Source organism: Streptomyces sp. NPDC089799 (assembly GCF_040684755.1).
Taxonomy (GTDB): Bacteria; Actinomycetota; Actinomycetes; order Streptomycetales; family Streptomycetaceae; genus Streptomyces.
Genome location: NZ_JBFBGR010000042.1, coordinates 52,132 through 67,402, shown reverse-complemented (window position 1 = coordinate 67,402; position 15,271 = coordinate 52,132). Strand labels below are relative to the sequence as shown.

Genomic DNA, 15,271 nt, shown 5'->3' with positions numbered 1-15,271 from the left:
ACGTTCCTGGCTGCCGCCGGGATCGGCTCCCTGAGCGTGTCCGGACACGGCTCCGCCCGGCTGCTGCACGGCGTCACCGCCCCCGAATAGGCCCCCGATCGAGAAGGACCCGCTCATGCCGAACACCAAGCCGGCCGCGAAGAAAGCAGCCCGCACCGGGCGTGGCCCGGCCGCGACCGCGGCCGCCGTGGTGCGCGGCCTGGCCAGCCTCACCGTCCTGATCGCGCTGCTGGCCGGACTCCCGGCCCTGCTGTGGTGGGCGACCACCCTGGTCGGCCCGCCCGGACTGGCCGCCCTCTCCGCGCTGCTGTCCACCGACGACTCAGGGCAGGTGTTCCTCCTCGCCCTCGCCGTGGCGGGCTGGATCGGCTGGGGCCTGTTCGCATGCGCGGTCCTGGTCGAGATCCCCGCGCAGCTCCGCGGCCGCGCCGCCCCGCAAATCCGCGGACTGGTCGGGCAGCGGGCCGCGGCCTCCCTGGTCGGGGCGGTGCTGCTGGCCCTGCCGGCCGGAACCGCCCTCGCCGCCACCCCCGCCACCCCCGCGCACGCCGCCGCCCCCACCACCGCCACGGCCAGCGCCGTTCCCGGCAACCCGCAGGCCTCCCGCGCCGCTACCGGCCAGGCTGCCACCCCCGCAGCCGCCGGCAAGGCGGCGGTGACGCACACGGTCCGGGATGCCAAGCCCGCCGAGAGCCTGTGGTCGATCGCGGAGACACGACTGGGCGACGGCAGCCGGTGGGGCGACATCGCCGCCCTGAACGAGGGCCGGACCATGGCCGACGGCACCACCTTCCACACCGACCGGCCCATCCGGCCCGGATGGATCCTCCACCTACCCGACGACGCCCGGCCCCAGCCCGACGCCCGGCCGGACCGGCCGACCGCGCAGGAGGCCACGGCCGCGGTGACATACACCGTGGAGGACGGCGACAGCCTCTCCGGAATCGCCGCGGAGAAGCTGGGCAGCGCCGACCGGTACGGGGAGATCTTCGCCCTGAACAAGGGCAGTTCGCTGCCCGGCGGCGGGCAGTTCACCGACCCCGATCTGATCCAGCCCGGCCAGCAACTCACCCTCCCCCAGCAGACCACCGGGCCCCAGGACAAGGCCCGCCCCGCCCCGACCAACCCAGCCCCAGAGCCCGAGGCGAAGCCCGTCCCGGCGCCGTCGACAACCGCACCGGCCCTCACGCCGGCACCAGCACCGACCTCATCAGCCCCTACGCCCCCGAGCAGCGCGCCCTCCGCCCCCACCGCCGCCTCGCCCTCCGCACCGGCAGCCCAGGTCCCGCAGGCGACACCGTCCGCCGTACACCGGGCCCAGGAGACCGCGGCCAGCGACGAGATGAACACGGCGCTGGTCGCCGGGATCGGGGCGCTGCTCGCCGCGTCCCTGGCCTCCGCGCTCGGTGTCCGCCGGATCCTGCAGCAGCGCGAACGCCGCGCCGGGCAGACCATCGCCCAAGATGAGGAGCCCACGCAGCTGGAGCAGGTACTGGCCGCGACGTCGGAGCCCGCCGGTATCGAGCTGCTAGACCGTGTGCTGCGTACCCTCGCCCATCACGCCGCCGTCGGCGGCCACACCCTGCCCGTACTACGCGGCGCGCGCCTTGACGGCCACGAGGTGACCCTGATGCTGGACGAACCCGCGCAGCCCGTCATCGAGCCGTTCACGGCGGGGCCGTCCCCGCGGGTGTGGACACTCGCCAAGGAAGCCGGGGTGCTCTCCGCGGAGCAGCTTGCCGATGTCCAGGCCCCTTACCCCGGGCTGGTCACCCTGGGCGCGGACGCCGACGCCCTGGTCCTGATCGACCTCATGACCTGCCGGGTCCTGCTCCTGGACGGCACCCCTGAGGAGGTGCTGGAGGTGGCTCGGGCCATCGCCCTGGAGCTGGGCACGTGCGCGTGGACCGACTACAGCGAGATCCTCACCACCGGGCTCGGCGCACGGCTTGCCGGTCTGCTGCCCCAGGGCCGGATCCGGAGCATGCCCCACCTGCCGTCCGTGGCCGCCGACCTCGGCGAGCTGATGCTGGAAGGACACCAGAGCGGCGAGCAGGTCCTGCCGTGGCTGGCCGTCGGCGCCGGGGAGATGGAGGAGGAGCACCTGGTACAGCTGGCCGACGCTCTCGCCGCTGGGCGGATGCTGGATGCGGGTGTGGTGCTGGCTGCCAGCGCGGCCGCCCGCCGTGCCTTCCCTCACGCCGAAATCGTCAGCACCGCCCACGGCCAGCAGGCCGCCGTCGGCGTGCTGCAGACGGTGGTAGAGCTGCAGCGCATCACCGACGAGCAGTACCGGCAGTACGTCCACGCCCTCCAGGAATCCACCCGCGACCCCGAACCCGCCGAAGAGCCGTGGGAGAGGGCCGAAGACCACGGCCGTGCGGCAGGAAGCGGCACCCCGCTGACCGTCCGCTCGGCCGGCAGCGGAGCCCTGGACCCCGGCAACCCCTTCCCCGCCCTGCTCACCGGACGTATCCCCGCCCCCACGCCCGCGCCGCCTCCCAACCCTCCCGGCACACCCACGGACGCGGACGGCGGCACCGAAGCCGATGCCGCCCAGCCCGGAGCAGGACAGCAGGACGACACCACGCCGGAGCCCAAGCCCGCGGGGAACCCGCCTCCGGAGCCCGCACCCGCACCGCTGCCCGGGCAGGACACCGACGAGTCGCAGGGTGCGGCGGTGCGCATCGAGATGCTGGGGCCGCTGCGGATCCGGGGCGGGAACAGCACCGCGCACAACCCGCGTTCCGCTGCCCTTGCCGCGCTCATCCACCTGCGGCCCGGACGCACCAGCGACTACCTGTGCAAGTCCATGGACCCCGTCAACCCCTGGAACACCCGCACCCTGCAATCACGCCTCTCCGAACTGCGTAACCTGCTGGGCCTGCACACCGACGGCCAGCCGCTCCTCCCCCGCCCCAAAGCCGGCACCGGCTACAAACTCCACCGTGCCGTCGCCTCGGACTGGGACCACTTCCAGGATCTCGCCACCGCGGGTCTGGCTGCAGGCCCCGCCGCCGGGATCCGCGACCTGGAAGCGGCCATGGCACTGGTACGAGGCAAGCCCTTCGCCGGCCGCACCCCGCCCTGGGCCGACCCTGCCGTCCAGGACATGATCTCCCGGATCACCGACATCGCCCACACCCTCGCACGCTGGCACACCCACGGCGACCTGCTCGACCTCGACGCCGCCCGCCGCACCATCGAACAGGGCCTGGACGTCGAAGAGACCTCCGAAGTCCTCTACCGCGACCTCCTCACCATCGAATGGGCCACCGGAAACACAGCCGCAGTCCGCCGAGTCGTCGCCCGCGTCCATCAGATGGCACGCACCTACGACATCACCCTGGACGACACCACCGAAGACACCATCACCCAGGCCCTCTCCAGCACAGCTCCGATGAGGCCACCAGCCCGGGTATGAACAGACATCCTGCGGCTGCCGACCACGCCCCGCCGGCGCAGAGCGCACCTTCGCGTCACTGCATCACGCCTGAGGCGTGCGGGCCGGCCAGAGCCGTCCCCCATCTCGCCGAGGCCACCAGAGTCGTGAACCAGCAGACAAAGACGGCACGGGCTAAGCAGCCCCTGCCACACACCTCAGTGCCCATAGCAGACCCTTGCGCTGCACCCACTCGCACGGGAGATCCCATGAGCAGCAAGACATCCGAACCAGGAACGGGCGCGGCATTCGCGCGCGTCCAGACGGCCGGTGCCAGCCATCAGGCCATCAACACGGCGGCCAACCCCGCAGCGAGCGGGGCGCTGCCTCCGCTGAAGCTGCCCGTGGACGTCATCAGCCTCAACCCGGCCAACCCACGCAGTTCCCTCAGTGGCCTGGGCAGCCTTGCCGCCAGTCTCCGCGACCACGGACAGAAGCAGGCCATCACGGTCATGTCTCGCTCCTCCTACCTCCAAGCCCACCCCGACCAGGCCCAGGAGCTTGAGGACGGGACAGAGTATGTCGCCATCGAAGGGAACTCCCGGCTGGCGGCAGCACGGGAAGCAGGTCTCGACGAAATCAAAGTCATGATCGACGAGGAACTGGGCAGCACCCCCGACGAGATCCTCCAGTCGGCCCTCGTCGCCAACATCCACCGGCAAGACCTCGATCCGCTGGACGAAGCCCGAGCCCTGCAGCAGCTGCTCCAGGCCACCGGCACACAAGACGCACTCGCCGCCCGGCTGCACCGCTCCCAGGGCTGGGTCTCACAACGCCTCGCCCTCCTGCGCCTGACACCCGAACTCCAAGAGAAACTCCTCTCCGGGCAAGAGCCGGCGGAACTGCTCCGCCGTGTCGGCAACAAGAAACCCGAGGAACAGGTCGCACACCTGGAGCAGCTGAAAAGGCAGAAAGCCGCCAAGAGGCGGGTTCCCCCCACAGCCCCGGCCGCTACGGCGCCTGGAGCAACGAAGGCCTCCACCACCGCGGCCGCGGGCCCGCCTCCCGACCATTACGGCGTAATGACGGCACCGGACACGCCTACATCCCAAAAGGCCACCCCCGGCCTGCACACTCCCCCAGACGCAAGCAGGCCAGCCACCCTCACGCAGAACACCCTTCTCTGGGACGACATCGACGCAGTCATCCAACAGATCCGCACACACATGACACCCCAGCGCGTCGTCCAGCTCACCATCAAACTCGCCGAAGGAAACCGCCAAAACTGGACCTAACCCAGCGCGCGACCAGCTCACTCCCCGATGCCGGTGTGCGCGGGCAGGCCGTGGGGGCGGAGCCGGACGCGGGTGGCGTGGAGCAGGGCGGCGGAGGCGTCGATGGCGCAGACCCTGACATGGGGCAGGGCACGGGCGAGGGTGGATGCTCCGCGCCCGCAGCCGATGTCCAGGACCGTGCCGGTGCCGGGGCGTGCCGCTCGCGTGGGAGGCGATCACGGCGGCTGCGGGGCGTCCGCTGGTCTTCGCGGACATGAGGGCACCGGTGCGGGATGCGAGACACTGCTCGCCCGCGTACAGGGAGCCGGTGATGAGGTGCTGGTCGAGGAAGGCGGAGGTGTCACCCACGGCCGGCACCGCCGGTGGAGGCGCGGTGGGTCAGACGGGCTGGGCGGCGGTGAGGTGCGCGAGGAGGGCGCGGGCCTGACGGCGGCTGGTGACCGTGTGCACGGTGGCGCCGGTGGCGTGTTCCTTGATCAATTCCCGGACGCGGGGCGCCATGGTCCTGCGGTAGCCCCAGACGTACTTGATGAAGTTCCAGGTGATCCGGTCGTACACGCCGGTGGCGTCGTTCTGGCCGCCGCCGTAGCGCAGGCGTCGCTGGGCGATCCCCCACAGGCAGACCGTGGGCGGGATGTCCAGGAAGATCACGGTGTCCGCTGCGCGGAGCCGGATCGGGAGCGTCCCGGCGTAGTTCCCCTCGATCACCCAGGAAGGCGCCCGGACGAGCTCCTCCTGGACCGCGGCGAACTTGTCCCTGTCGAGGGTGTTCCACTCGTCGTCGTAGTACACCGCGTCGAGGTGCGTGAGGGGCGCGTTCATGTGCTGGGCCAGCTGCTTGGACAGGTACGTCTTGCCGCTGCCGCCGCAGCCGATGAGGGCGAGTCGCATGTGGGGTGCCGCTACCGATTCCGGGTCGTGTGGTGGGTGAGGTTTCCATTGTCCGCTCTGGAGGCCGACGACGCAGTCGCGTGTGACTGCCCAGTCGACCTTGATGAGACTCCTTGAAGGCCCGAGAGCCTCATCAACCTCGACCGCCGTTCCGGTCAGCTGTGCTCGGCCACGATGCCGAGACAGAGCAGGCGCCGGTTACCTGGGACCTGCTGCCATCGAGTGGGCGGCCGGAACACAGCTGCAGTCCGCACGGCTGTTGCCGCGTTCAGTAGATGGCGCGGACGTACGACATCACGCTGGACGATGCCACCGAGGGGCACCATCACTCTGGTCCTCGCCGGCAAGAGCCCCGTATCCCAGGCAAGTACAGCCGGGGTTTGATCTCGGGATGCAGGAGCCGGTGGGATCCTGCATCCGCCCGAGGCCATCTCAGCGCAGGCCGACCATCGCGTGCCGGGCAGCGGCCAGGAGTTCAGCACGAGCCGGGCCCTCACCGACCGGCGGCCGATCCAGCCACAAAGCCCGAACATCGGCCACGGCCCCGCACACAGCCTGGGCTTCGGCAACCAGGGCCGGGTCCAAGCCCTGCAGGTTGGGGCCAGTGATCACGATGATGCCGTACAGGCCATAAGGCAGCTCCAACCGCCGCCACGAGCAGGCAAGCGTCCACGCTGCATGGTTCAGCGGCAATCGTTCCCGTTCCCCGTCGCCGTGCACGTGCATGACAGCCTGCCGGTGATAGACCCCCGTATCCAGAGGGCTCCCGACTTCGCCCTGGATCAGCAGGCGCCGCTCGGGTTCATCGTCGGGCCATGAGAGCAGAGCCGTGCTGCTGTCGATGTCGATCCGTAAGACATTCATCGGTTCGGCCTCCCCAGTCGATCAAGTGGGACAACGGTATCGACTTCAGATCGCAGGGGAGTTGGAACAGAGGAGTCCATGCTGCCCGCAGAACGTGGCAATTCAGATCGATTCGCGGTCGCTGGTCCTCATCTGGCAAGGCCGCAGGGGACAACGGCGCGATGGCCCAAACCAGGCATCAGGCTTGGCGGCTCTGCCCAGGCTGGCTTAGCGCGCGGACAGCCATGCGGTCACCGATGACCATCGTGTCAGGGTCCTCTCCTCTCTCCCACCAACCTGAACACACTTGTATTCCGGAACATTTATGGTTGACTGACACTGCGACAGGAGGCTGATGAAGATGGCCGTGAAGTGGGAAGCCCTGGTCCATAAGCTGAAAGCACAAATCGACACAGGCCACTACCAACCAGGGGAGAGACTCCCAACCGTGTCCGCGATGGTGGCAGCGGGCGAGGGGAGCATCACTACCGTCCAGCGCGCGTACGCGGAGCTGGCGGCAGACGGCTACGTCGTCATGCGGCGGCGGGGCGGAACCGTAGTTCGTGACAGACGAGTAGTGCGCATCCCGTTGTCCCGATACTCCAAGGTCATGAAGCCCCGCGGCACAATGGGGCCCTGGGAGACAGCCACTGCCGAGCAAGGACTTGCCGGCCGCATGATAGTCCCCGAGCCTGCGGCAGAAACAGTGGAGGCACCAGCCGACATCGCAGCGGCGCTCCGAGTCCCCTCAGGCACCCCGGTCGTCCGGCGCCGGCGCCACGCAATTGTGGATGACGAGGTGGTACAGCTCCAGGAAGCCTGGTACCCGCTCGATCTCGCACAGCAAGCCGGACTCGACGGCCCAGTCAAGGTAACGGGCGGCACTCTGGCAGCCATGATCTCCACCGGCCTTGAGCCGACCGAGGCAGAGGAACGCATCCACGCCCGGCTCCCCACAGCCGAGGAAGCAGCCGACCTCGGGATGGGAAGCCATGTCCCCGTCATCCTCGTCGAGCGGGTAACCCGCGACGCCCACGGCCGGCCGCTGGAGCTGGTGCGCATCGTGGGGGCAGCTGACCGTTTGGAACTGGTCTACGACGGACTGCCTCTGACAAACCCAACTCGCTCGGCCCGCCGGTGAGACTCTCTCCCCCGGCAGGTAAATCAGGGCGGCTGCCTGGAGCCCCCGTCTTTGCCGTCAGTCACTGGTGAGTCACTGGTCTCACGTTTATCCAGCCGTGATGGCAAGTGAGTGGTGCTGGGTAGCCCACCGGTGAGGTCGCCGCCGTTGAGTAGAACACGGCGCTGACCTGCCAGACATACGACGAGCCCCGTCGGTTGACGGGGCTCGAAGATCCTCCCCGGGCCTGGTCCGCCCGGAAGGACAGAGCACCTGCGCGTGTGAGAACGAGGAGGTGCGCTCGCCGATGAGCGTACGACAAATCAAGCGCCGAGCACCACACAGCCCCGGCCATCAAAGCGAGTCCACCCCCAGGGGGGTGGTGGTCCTGTGAGGAAGCGCAGCGGCCGGCCGCCGCGCTTCGCGGCGATCCCGAACAATACGGTGGACGACGCTGCCGCCCTGGATTTAGCCGCCCTGGGACTGCTCACGGTCTTGATCCGCCATCAGGACGGGTGGAACATCCAGCTGGCCGACATCGCCCGGAAGTACGGATACGGCCGGGACGGACTTGCAGGATCCATGGGGCTGCTCCAGGCGGCCCGCTACGTGGTCAAGATCCGCATCATGTCGGTGAAGGGCAACCAGTGGTCCACCGAAGTGGTGGTCTACGACACCCCGGCAACCGACGACGAGGTCGCGGCCCTGCTGGCATCGGTCGAACGTGAGCCAGGCGTCCGGCAAGTCCAGTTGATCGCGCCCACGACGACAGCGAGGGCATCGGCCACGAAACGACAGGCGAAACTGGCAGGCAGGCCGCGCGCGAAACCCAGCATCACCGTCCCCCGACTCCCGCAATCCCAGGAGTCGGGGCTGACCTGCGAAGATGAGGCGATAAACCAGGTCTTCCCCGAGTCCCCGGATACCCGGGACTCGGGGAAGACAGGAGTCATTAAGAAGACAGTCAGTCAGAAGACAACAGAAGACTCACAAGCGCCTGCGGCGCGAGCCGCTGGTGACGCCCTCAGGGCTACTACAGGTAGTAGCATGCGCGAGGCCGCGGGCGGCTCCGCCACGTCCCGCGCCGCTGGCGAGGTAAACGGGGGCACGCGCTCAGGAAAGGCCAGCAAACGCCCAAAGGTGCGGATGTCGCGCGAGCAGGCCGCCGCAGTGTCCGCGGTGGACGCAGCCTGGCCCGATGCCCTGGCAGCACTACTGCCCACGTACCGCCCACCGGTACTGCTGGACGCGATCCTCGCAGCACTGGATGCCGGACGGACCGCCGAGCAGCTCGTCGCCCGAGTCGAACGCCGATGGTGGGCCCACGGCTACCGCGAAGCACTGTCCGACGGCGGACCGGGCATCAAGTCCCCGGTAGGGGTGGCAGTGGGCCTGGTACGCCCTTCCACCGACTGCCCGGATCCGATGTGCGAGGACGGCACACGCATCCAGCTCGGCCCCGACGACGTCTGCCCGAAATGCGAACAGCGCAGGAAGGACCGTCTTGCCACCAGGCGGCAGGGCATGATGCCCAGCCCTGGAAAGGCCGGCCCAACTCCTGTGTGGTGGAACTGCGAGGGCGACGGCTGCACCGCATCCGGTCACGGTCCCCGGCCACAGGACGGACGGTGCCGGCAGTGCCGCGACCTGGCCGAGGCCGAAACCATCCACCAGGCCACTGCCGACCTCCGGGCCGCAAGGGACGCGGAGTACGCAGCCCAAGCCAAACGGGCCAAAGCAGCCCTCCGGTGGAACGCGATGCTCGAAGACGCCTACACCGAACACGCCGAACACGAAGCAGCAAGAAGTGCGCAGCGACGCGCCCGGCAGCAGGCCGAGGCCGAGGAAATCCAAGAGCTACGGAAGAAACTGGCCCGAGAGCACCCGGAACTGGCCGCCTATACCCGGCAACCCCAAGAGCCCGACCCCACTCCCACTGCTAGCCACTGCCCAGCCAGTGCGCCTTGAGGGCGGCACAGATCCGGTGATCGAGCCCACCAATCGGAGCAGGCATGCCCAAGTCCACGCCGGCCTTCCGCAACAGCACCAGCTGCCCGGCCATCCGCGGCCAGTCCGCACCTGTCATCAGTCTCCAGCACACCGCGGCCAAGCGCCGGCCGCAGGGCCTCGGCCGAACAGCCCGCAGCGAGCTGCTCCTCCCCCTCGGCCAGTTCGCTCTCCCGGCCCCCGGCGGAACTTCTCGGCGGCCTGGCGCACGGCGTCAGCGATGGTGAGTATCAGCTTCACCGCGGCCGCACTCGTCCGGGCCGCTTCCGCGAACGCTTCGGTAAACGGGTCGTCGGCAGGCATCGAAGCAGGGGCGGCGGCAACCACGCACTGCGGCAGGCGCTGGACATCGCCGCGCGCACCCTGGAGGCGCACGGCCTGGGCGCGGCTGCTGCCCCGCTCCCGGGCACAGCCGGCTCCGCAGACTGGGCGTTCCGCGCCGGGGTGCTACGCGAGACCCTGCTGTTGATGACGCTCTTTGAAATCGGCTGTGGCGGACATTTCGTGACGCACGCGATGGCGAGGGGACCGATGGTTGGCCCATGCTTGATCGCTAGCGCCGGGCCCGGGGGCCCGGCATGTCTTGAGGGGGGCCGCGGTGGTGGTCGGTGAACTGGTACGCGCAGAACTGCGACGCGTCGATTGGGCGTCGTTGAAGTGCGGCTGCGGTGACTCTGCGGAGCATGTGCCGCTCCTGATCGAGGCGATCATCACTGCTGAGACACCCCAAGACATGATCGGATACACCCTCGATGGTCATGTCGAGGAAAGCACAATCATCTTCGAGTGCACTCCGCCGGCGGTCGGCGTGATCATGGCCGCGCTGGCGGGCGACCTCTCCACACTGGCCCGAGACGTGCTGCTGCAGACATTGTGGTTCGTGGCTGCGGGTTCCGGTGACTACGGGCCGACTGCGGGAAGTGAGGGTCTGGGTGAGGGGTGCAGGCACCACGTGCAGGAGGGGTTCTGGAGGCTTGTCCAGATCGGGCTCACGGGTACGGCGGAAGACGCCGAATCGGTGGCGGACATCTGTGAGTCCTTCGGGCTTGGCGGTGACAAAGCCGTCTTCTACCAGGCCGAGCTTCGCAACCGGGTGCACGCGAAGACCAAGCGCGGGCGACGCGTCTGATGCTTTGAAGATCAAGGTGGTTGGGCAAGGACGAGGGTGCGTAGGAGGGCGAAGGAAGCGCGGCCATATGACCGGCGTTTGATCAGTTTGATGCGTGTGACCTGCCCCTCGACGGCGCCGGAGCTCCATTGGAGCGTCAGGCCGTTAACAACGGCGTCCCAGTCGTTCTGGAGGAAGGCTGCGAAGCCCTGGACCGGCTGTGGACCTTGGTCGAGGGCGCGGGCCATCCAGCCGGTGAGGTCGTGACCTCGACGTTCGCGGGCGATGGCACTGAACTCTTGAGCGAGGTCACGTGCGGTGGCCAGGTCGGGACAGGCATCCAGGATTCGGTCGAGTTGTTCGCGCTGGCTGTCGGTCAGACTGTCGGGGCGGCGCATGATCCAGGTCGTGATGCGGCGGGGGCTGGGTATCGGCCGCGGTGGTTCGGGGGCGGCGGTGCCGGCGCGGAGCGTCGCGATGTACTTGGTGACGACGACGCGACTGCCGCGGTATCCACGTTCGCGAATCTCACGGAAGAGGCCTGCGGCGTTGGTCGAGCCGCTGCGGAAGCGTTGCTGCAGGTAGGGCTTGAAGCGGTTGATGTGGCCGTTGGGCCGGCGCTCGCGCGCGGGGACGAGGATCTGGTCGAGGTCGGTGGTCAGGTAGTGGCGCACTGTTTTACGGTCCCGCCCGAGACGGCGTGCGATGGCGCTGATGGTCCAGCCGCGGTCGCGTAGGTGGTGGATATCCGTGTGCCACTGCCGGACCCGGGCCAGGAGCTGGCTGTCTGGCGGGTCTGCGGCCTCCGGTGGCCCCATCAACGCTGCCAGTGCCGCGGGGTCTGAGACCTCTAGGGGCTGGTCCGGATCGTCGAACTCGGCGTCTTTGCGCAGGCAGGCGCGATGCTGGTGAGCGGTCCGTTCGACTGCGCGGGCGAGTGAATGGAGCAAGTGCCACCTGTCTGCGACCTGGATCGCGTCGGGTGCGGCGCGGGCGGCGGCCTGGCTGAAGGTGCTTGACCGGTCCCGACAGATGACCTCGATCTCGGGGTGGTCGGCGAGCCAGGAGATGACGGTGTCCGCGGTGCGGTCGGGCAGGAGGTCGATGGGCCGGCGTGTTTCGACGTCGATGAGGACGGTGCCGTAGGTGGCGCCCTTGCGGAACGCGAACTCGTCAATCCGCAGCACCTTGACCTGGGCGGACGCTGGGTCCGGAAGTCGCCGGAGTTCCCCGAGAATCACGTCCCGGCTCGTCCGCACTGGCAGGTAGCCGGCGAGCCGGGCACCGGCCCGGCCGCCGACAGCCAGCCCAATCGCCTGCACCATCCGGGCCAGGGCCGTCGTCCGGCGCCGGTACCGCGCAGTCAAGCTCGGCACCTGTTCCGCCATGGTCCGGCGGATGCACAGGCCGTTGTCGCAGAAGAACCGGCGGACCCGCAGACACAGCAGCACCCGCCGACCGCCCAGCGGACGGTCGGCCAGGCGCCTCATGTACGTGCTGTGCACGCGTGAGGCGGTTACACCGCACGAGGGACATGCCACCGTCGGCTGCCGAGCGTGCAGATCAATCCGTACCGCATCCCCAACTACGCCCACCGCGTCGACGACCAGCCCCTCAACACCATGCTGATGAAGGGACATTGCAGGGCATGACGGATGTTTGGAACTGGCCTTCACGAAATATCCGGCACAGCCGATTTCCAGAGATCCTCATCACTGTCGCTGACTGCGGCCGTCGAGCGAGACGCCGCATCGGCTGCCACCGCGGAGCGCACAGGTGCTTGAGCAGCTACCGAAGCGACCGGCCGACCCGCATGGGTCGGCCGGCCCGGCCCCGGCGGGCGCGGAGCTGGACCTCATCGACGCCGAGCTCGTGCCCGATGATGCTGACGAGACCGCTGCGGCCGGGCGCCGGTATTTGGCTACCCAGCACGCCTTGCTCGGCCCCGGCGAGCTGCCGCCGCTCGCCGACCCGGCGCAGGCCGCCCCGGGCTGAACCGACGCCGGCTTCCGGCTCTCGCCGGAGGACGTCGCCGACCTGGGCCGCCCCCGCGGCGCGGAGAACACGCGGATCAACCGCGAGCCCACCCTGCGTGCCTTCGCCGCTTGGTGCGCGGCGCAGTCCCCTCCCCGGCTGCCGTCGCCCTGCACCACCGCAACCTTCACGGCGTACGGGCTGCACCTCATCCGGCGCGGCCGGAATGGCGAGTTCAAGCCGGACACCGTCGACAAGTACATGTCGCGCGTCTGGAACGCCCAGCCCAAGGGAGAGCGGCCCGACCGCAGCCACGTTCAGGACCACCTGCGCGTGTGGCGGCGGTACTGGGCGAAGGCCGGCGGCGAAGTCGACCGCGCACCGCCACCATCGGGCACACCCTGCGCATCATCGCCGCGATCGATGAGACCTCCACCGTCGGCAAGCGGGACGCGCTGCTGGTGGCCCTGGCCTACAGCAACCTCCACCGTGAGATGGAACTCGCCGACATGCTGGTCATGCACCTGCACGTGCGCGACAACGAGGTCCGCGTGACCACGGCCGCGCCTCCAAGACCGACGAGGCCGGCGTCAGCGCCACGCGCCCGATCGCGGACCGGTCCGACCTCCAGCAGGTCCGCCGGGCCCGCGCCTGGCTCGCTGTCCTGCGTGACCTCGGTGCCGACGGCCCCCGCGAGCCCCTCTTCCCCGGTCTCGCCTCCACCGGCCGGCTGCGCCGCTACCCTCCAGACCGGGCCTGCGGGAACCGGATGCGGCCCGGCTCCATCAACGAGCGCATCCAGGTACTCGCCGAGCGGGCCGGCGTGCCCTACATCGACGGCAGGAAGGTCACCAGCCACTCCTTCCGCCGCGGCGCCAACACCGACATGAAGGCCGCGGGCGTCCCCCTGGCCGAGCGCAACCTCGCCGGCCGGTGGAAGCGCGGCTCGACCACCCCAGACACCCACTACGACAACCCCCTCGGCATGGGCAGCCGGGACCCTCTCGCTGAGGTACCGCTGTACGGCGGACCTGCTCATGCCGCGGTAGCAGAGGCCCGATCCACCGGCGGCACTGCGCCATCCAGCCCCAGCTGGCCGTGGAGGTGACTTCTGTCGTAGCGGTACGGCAAGCTGATCAAAGCGGGTGCCCTCCTCGGTTAGGGCGAGGAGGACGCCCGCGCTGGTTCAGCGGCTTTCACCAGCGAAGCTGGCGAACATGGACCATGCCGCTGAGGTGAAGCCCAGGGTCGGCGCGCCAGGCTCCGCATTGCGCTTGGAGTCCCGAACGAGGACCGTGCCCGGCTGGGAGCACGCCTCCAGACAGTTGTCGTTGACGCCACCGCTGTACGAGGACTTGAACCACTGGCCGTTTGGACGGACGGAGTTGGTGCTGGTCATGATGCTTTTACCTCTCGCGCTAGTTGATCAAGGAACGTGGGGGTCTCGTGTACGGGCAGGGCGCTCTGCGCCAAATGCTCGAATCGCCGGATGAACTGCTTGACGGGGCGCTCCTTGGACAGAACGCGGGTCTCGCCGCCCACCGACGGGCTGGCGACGACCGGGCCCGGTAGTTCCTTCCGATCGAAGTCGAGCAGCAGAAAGTCGCCGAAGACTCGGTATGCCGGCGCACAGGTGGGGATGATGCGCACCGCTACGTTCGGCAGTGCGGCCAGGCGCTTGATCTCTTCGAACTGCTCCCGCATGATCTCCGGGCCGCCGACCATGTTGGTTAGCGCGGACTGATCCATGATGCAGAGAAGCTCCATGCCCTCGTCGGTGATCCGCTTCTTTCGGTTCATTCGGACGACAACAGCGTTCTCTACGAACTCCTCTGTGCGATCATCCGCGATCCGCGCGGTCTCGATCAGCGCGTTGGCGTAGCTCTCAGTCTGCAAGAGGCCGTTGACGACCATCGGGGTCCAAGCACGGGCGATCTTTGCGCCGGACTCGAAAGCCAGATACGTACTCAAGCCCGATGGCAAGACGGACGCCTTCGGCGTCCACCAGTCCTCCTGCTTCGCGTTTTTGTACCAGTCGGTGAGTACTGCCATGTCTTGCCGACTCACCTCGTAGGCGTCGAGGAGCTTGGCGAACTGCTCTATGCGCTGAAAGCCGCTGGTGCCGCTCTCGACCCGGCTGATGGCCGATGGTGCGCAGCCCACCTTCCTTGCTGCTTGGTCGCCCGTCAATCCGGCTTGCTCACGTAGACGGGTGAGTTCCGCTCCAAGGGTGATCCTGAGGAACGTGGCTCGCACGTTTGCCGCCATACGCCTTGCCTCCTCTCCGGTTCGGACCGTGTGAGCCTCGGCCCTGATGGTCGCAGCTCCGGTTCGCGCTGTGCGACCCGCGGTGCGCTGCCGCCGGCTCCCGGTACGCCCCCTGCGGGCGTCGGTTCGCCTAATGCATATACCAATTCACTTCTACGAGCAATTGCTCTGGAGCTTCTGATTGCACATCAACTCTCTTTCAGAGCAGGGTAGTCGAGCCACCCCGGGCAGCCGGTGTCCGACTGCCGTACACACCCGGTTCCCGGGGCGGCTTCCACCACCATGCCTGCTGAGGAGGACGCCGTGACCGCCTCGACCGAGCTGCAACCGGATGACTGGATGGACCACGAGGCCCGGAGCGCCTGGCTCAGACGTTCCGGACA

General features: G+C 68.8%; 12 protein-coding genes and 1 pseudogene. 7 read left to right on the top strand and 6 right to left on the bottom strand.

What is annotated here, in order from left to right; genetic code table 11:
• Positions 1-115: 115 nt before the first annotated feature.
• Together AB0O36_RS32260 and AB0O36_RS32255 are read left to right on the top strand one after the other, a co-directional pair.
• Entirely contained in the window at positions 116-3,424 is a 3,309-nt protein-coding gene (locus AB0O36_RS32260; RefSeq protein ID WP_365116360.1) for a LysM peptidoglycan-binding domain-containing protein, read from the top strand.
• Positions 3,425-3,651: 227 nt separating this feature from the next.
• Positions 3,652-4,677, top strand: a complete 1,026-nt coding sequence (locus AB0O36_RS32255; protein ID WP_365116359.1) for a ParB/RepB/Spo0J family partition protein — start codon at positions 3,652-3,654, stop codon at positions 4,675-4,677.
• A 17-nt stretch (positions 4,678-4,694) separates the two neighbouring features.
• Here AB0O36_RS32255 and AB0O36_RS32250 read toward each other — a convergent pair.
• The 3 genes and pseudogenes from AB0O36_RS32250 to AB0O36_RS32240 form a co-directional block, all read right to left on the bottom strand.
• Positions 4,695-4,853 (bottom strand): annotated as a pseudogene (locus tag AB0O36_RS32250) (class I SAM-dependent methyltransferase); the annotation flags it as partial.
• Positions 4,854-5,055: 202 nt separating this feature from the next.
• Complete coding sequence (locus tag AB0O36_RS32245; protein WP_365116356.1) at positions 5,056-5,568, bottom strand: topology modulation protein; 513 nt, start codon at positions 5,566-5,568, stop codon at positions 5,056-5,058.
• A 432-nt stretch (positions 5,569-6,000) separates the two neighbouring features.
• Positions 6,001-6,432: a hypothetical protein gene (locus AB0O36_RS32240; protein WP_365116353.1), complete on the bottom strand. Its 432-nt coding sequence runs from the start codon at positions 6,430-6,432 to the stop codon at positions 6,001-6,003.
• Between the two features lie 334 nt (positions 6,433-6,766).
• On the opposite strand from AB0O36_RS32240, the gene AB0O36_RS32235 reads away from it, so the two are divergent.
• The 3 genes from AB0O36_RS32235 (at position 6,767) to AB0O36_RS32225 (ending at position 10,667) form a co-directional block, all read left to right on the top strand.
• Positions 6,767-7,552: a GntR family transcriptional regulator gene (locus AB0O36_RS32235; RefSeq protein ID WP_365116351.1), complete on the top strand. Its 786-nt coding sequence runs from the start codon at positions 6,767-6,769 to the stop codon at positions 7,550-7,552.
• Positions 7,553-7,921: 369 nt separating this feature from the next.
• Complete coding sequence (locus tag AB0O36_RS32230) at positions 7,922-9,499, top strand: hypothetical protein (protein WP_365116348.1); 1,578 nt, start codon at positions 7,922-7,924, stop codon at positions 9,497-9,499.
• A 637-nt stretch (positions 9,500-10,136) separates the two neighbouring features.
• Positions 10,137-10,667, top strand: a complete 531-nt coding sequence (locus AB0O36_RS32225; protein ID WP_365116345.1) for a hypothetical protein — start codon at positions 10,137-10,139, stop codon at positions 10,665-10,667.
• Between the two features lie 11 nt (positions 10,668-10,678).
• On the opposite strand, the gene AB0O36_RS32220 is transcribed toward AB0O36_RS32225, so the two are convergent.
• Positions 10,679-12,187, bottom strand: coding sequence for an ISL3 family transposase (locus tag AB0O36_RS32220; protein ID WP_365116365.1), 1,509 nt, complete (start codon positions 12,185-12,187; stop codon positions 10,679-10,681).
• 235 nt (positions 12,188-12,422) lie between these two features.
• Here AB0O36_RS32220 and AB0O36_RS32215 point away from each other — a divergent pair, with 235 nt between their 5' ends.
• Together AB0O36_RS32215 and AB0O36_RS32210 are read left to right on the top strand one after the other, a co-directional pair.
• Positions 12,423-12,641 (top strand): hypothetical protein, encoded by a 219-nt coding sequence (locus tag AB0O36_RS32215; RefSeq protein WP_365116343.1) that lies wholly within the window; start codon positions 12,423-12,425, stop codon positions 12,639-12,641.
• 748 nt (positions 12,642-13,389) lie between these two features.
• Positions 13,390-13,728, top strand: coding sequence for a hypothetical protein (locus AB0O36_RS32210; RefSeq protein ID WP_365116340.1), 339 nt, complete (start codon positions 13,390-13,392; stop codon positions 13,726-13,728).
• 78 nt (positions 13,729-13,806) lie between these two features.
• Here the strand turns inward: AB0O36_RS32210 and AB0O36_RS32205 are convergent, their stop codons facing one another.
• Positions 13,807-14,019, bottom strand: a complete 213-nt coding sequence (locus tag AB0O36_RS32205; protein ID WP_365116339.1) for a DUF397 domain-containing protein — start codon at positions 14,017-14,019, stop codon at positions 13,807-13,809.
• Positions 14,016-14,888 (bottom strand): helix-turn-helix transcriptional regulator, encoded by an 873-nt coding sequence (locus AB0O36_RS32200; protein ID WP_365116338.1) that lies wholly within the window; start codon positions 14,886-14,888, stop codon positions 14,016-14,018. The genes AB0O36_RS32205 and AB0O36_RS32200 overlap by 4 nt, the downstream gene beginning before the upstream one ends.
• Between the last annotated feature and the right edge of the window lie 383 nt (positions 14,889-15,271).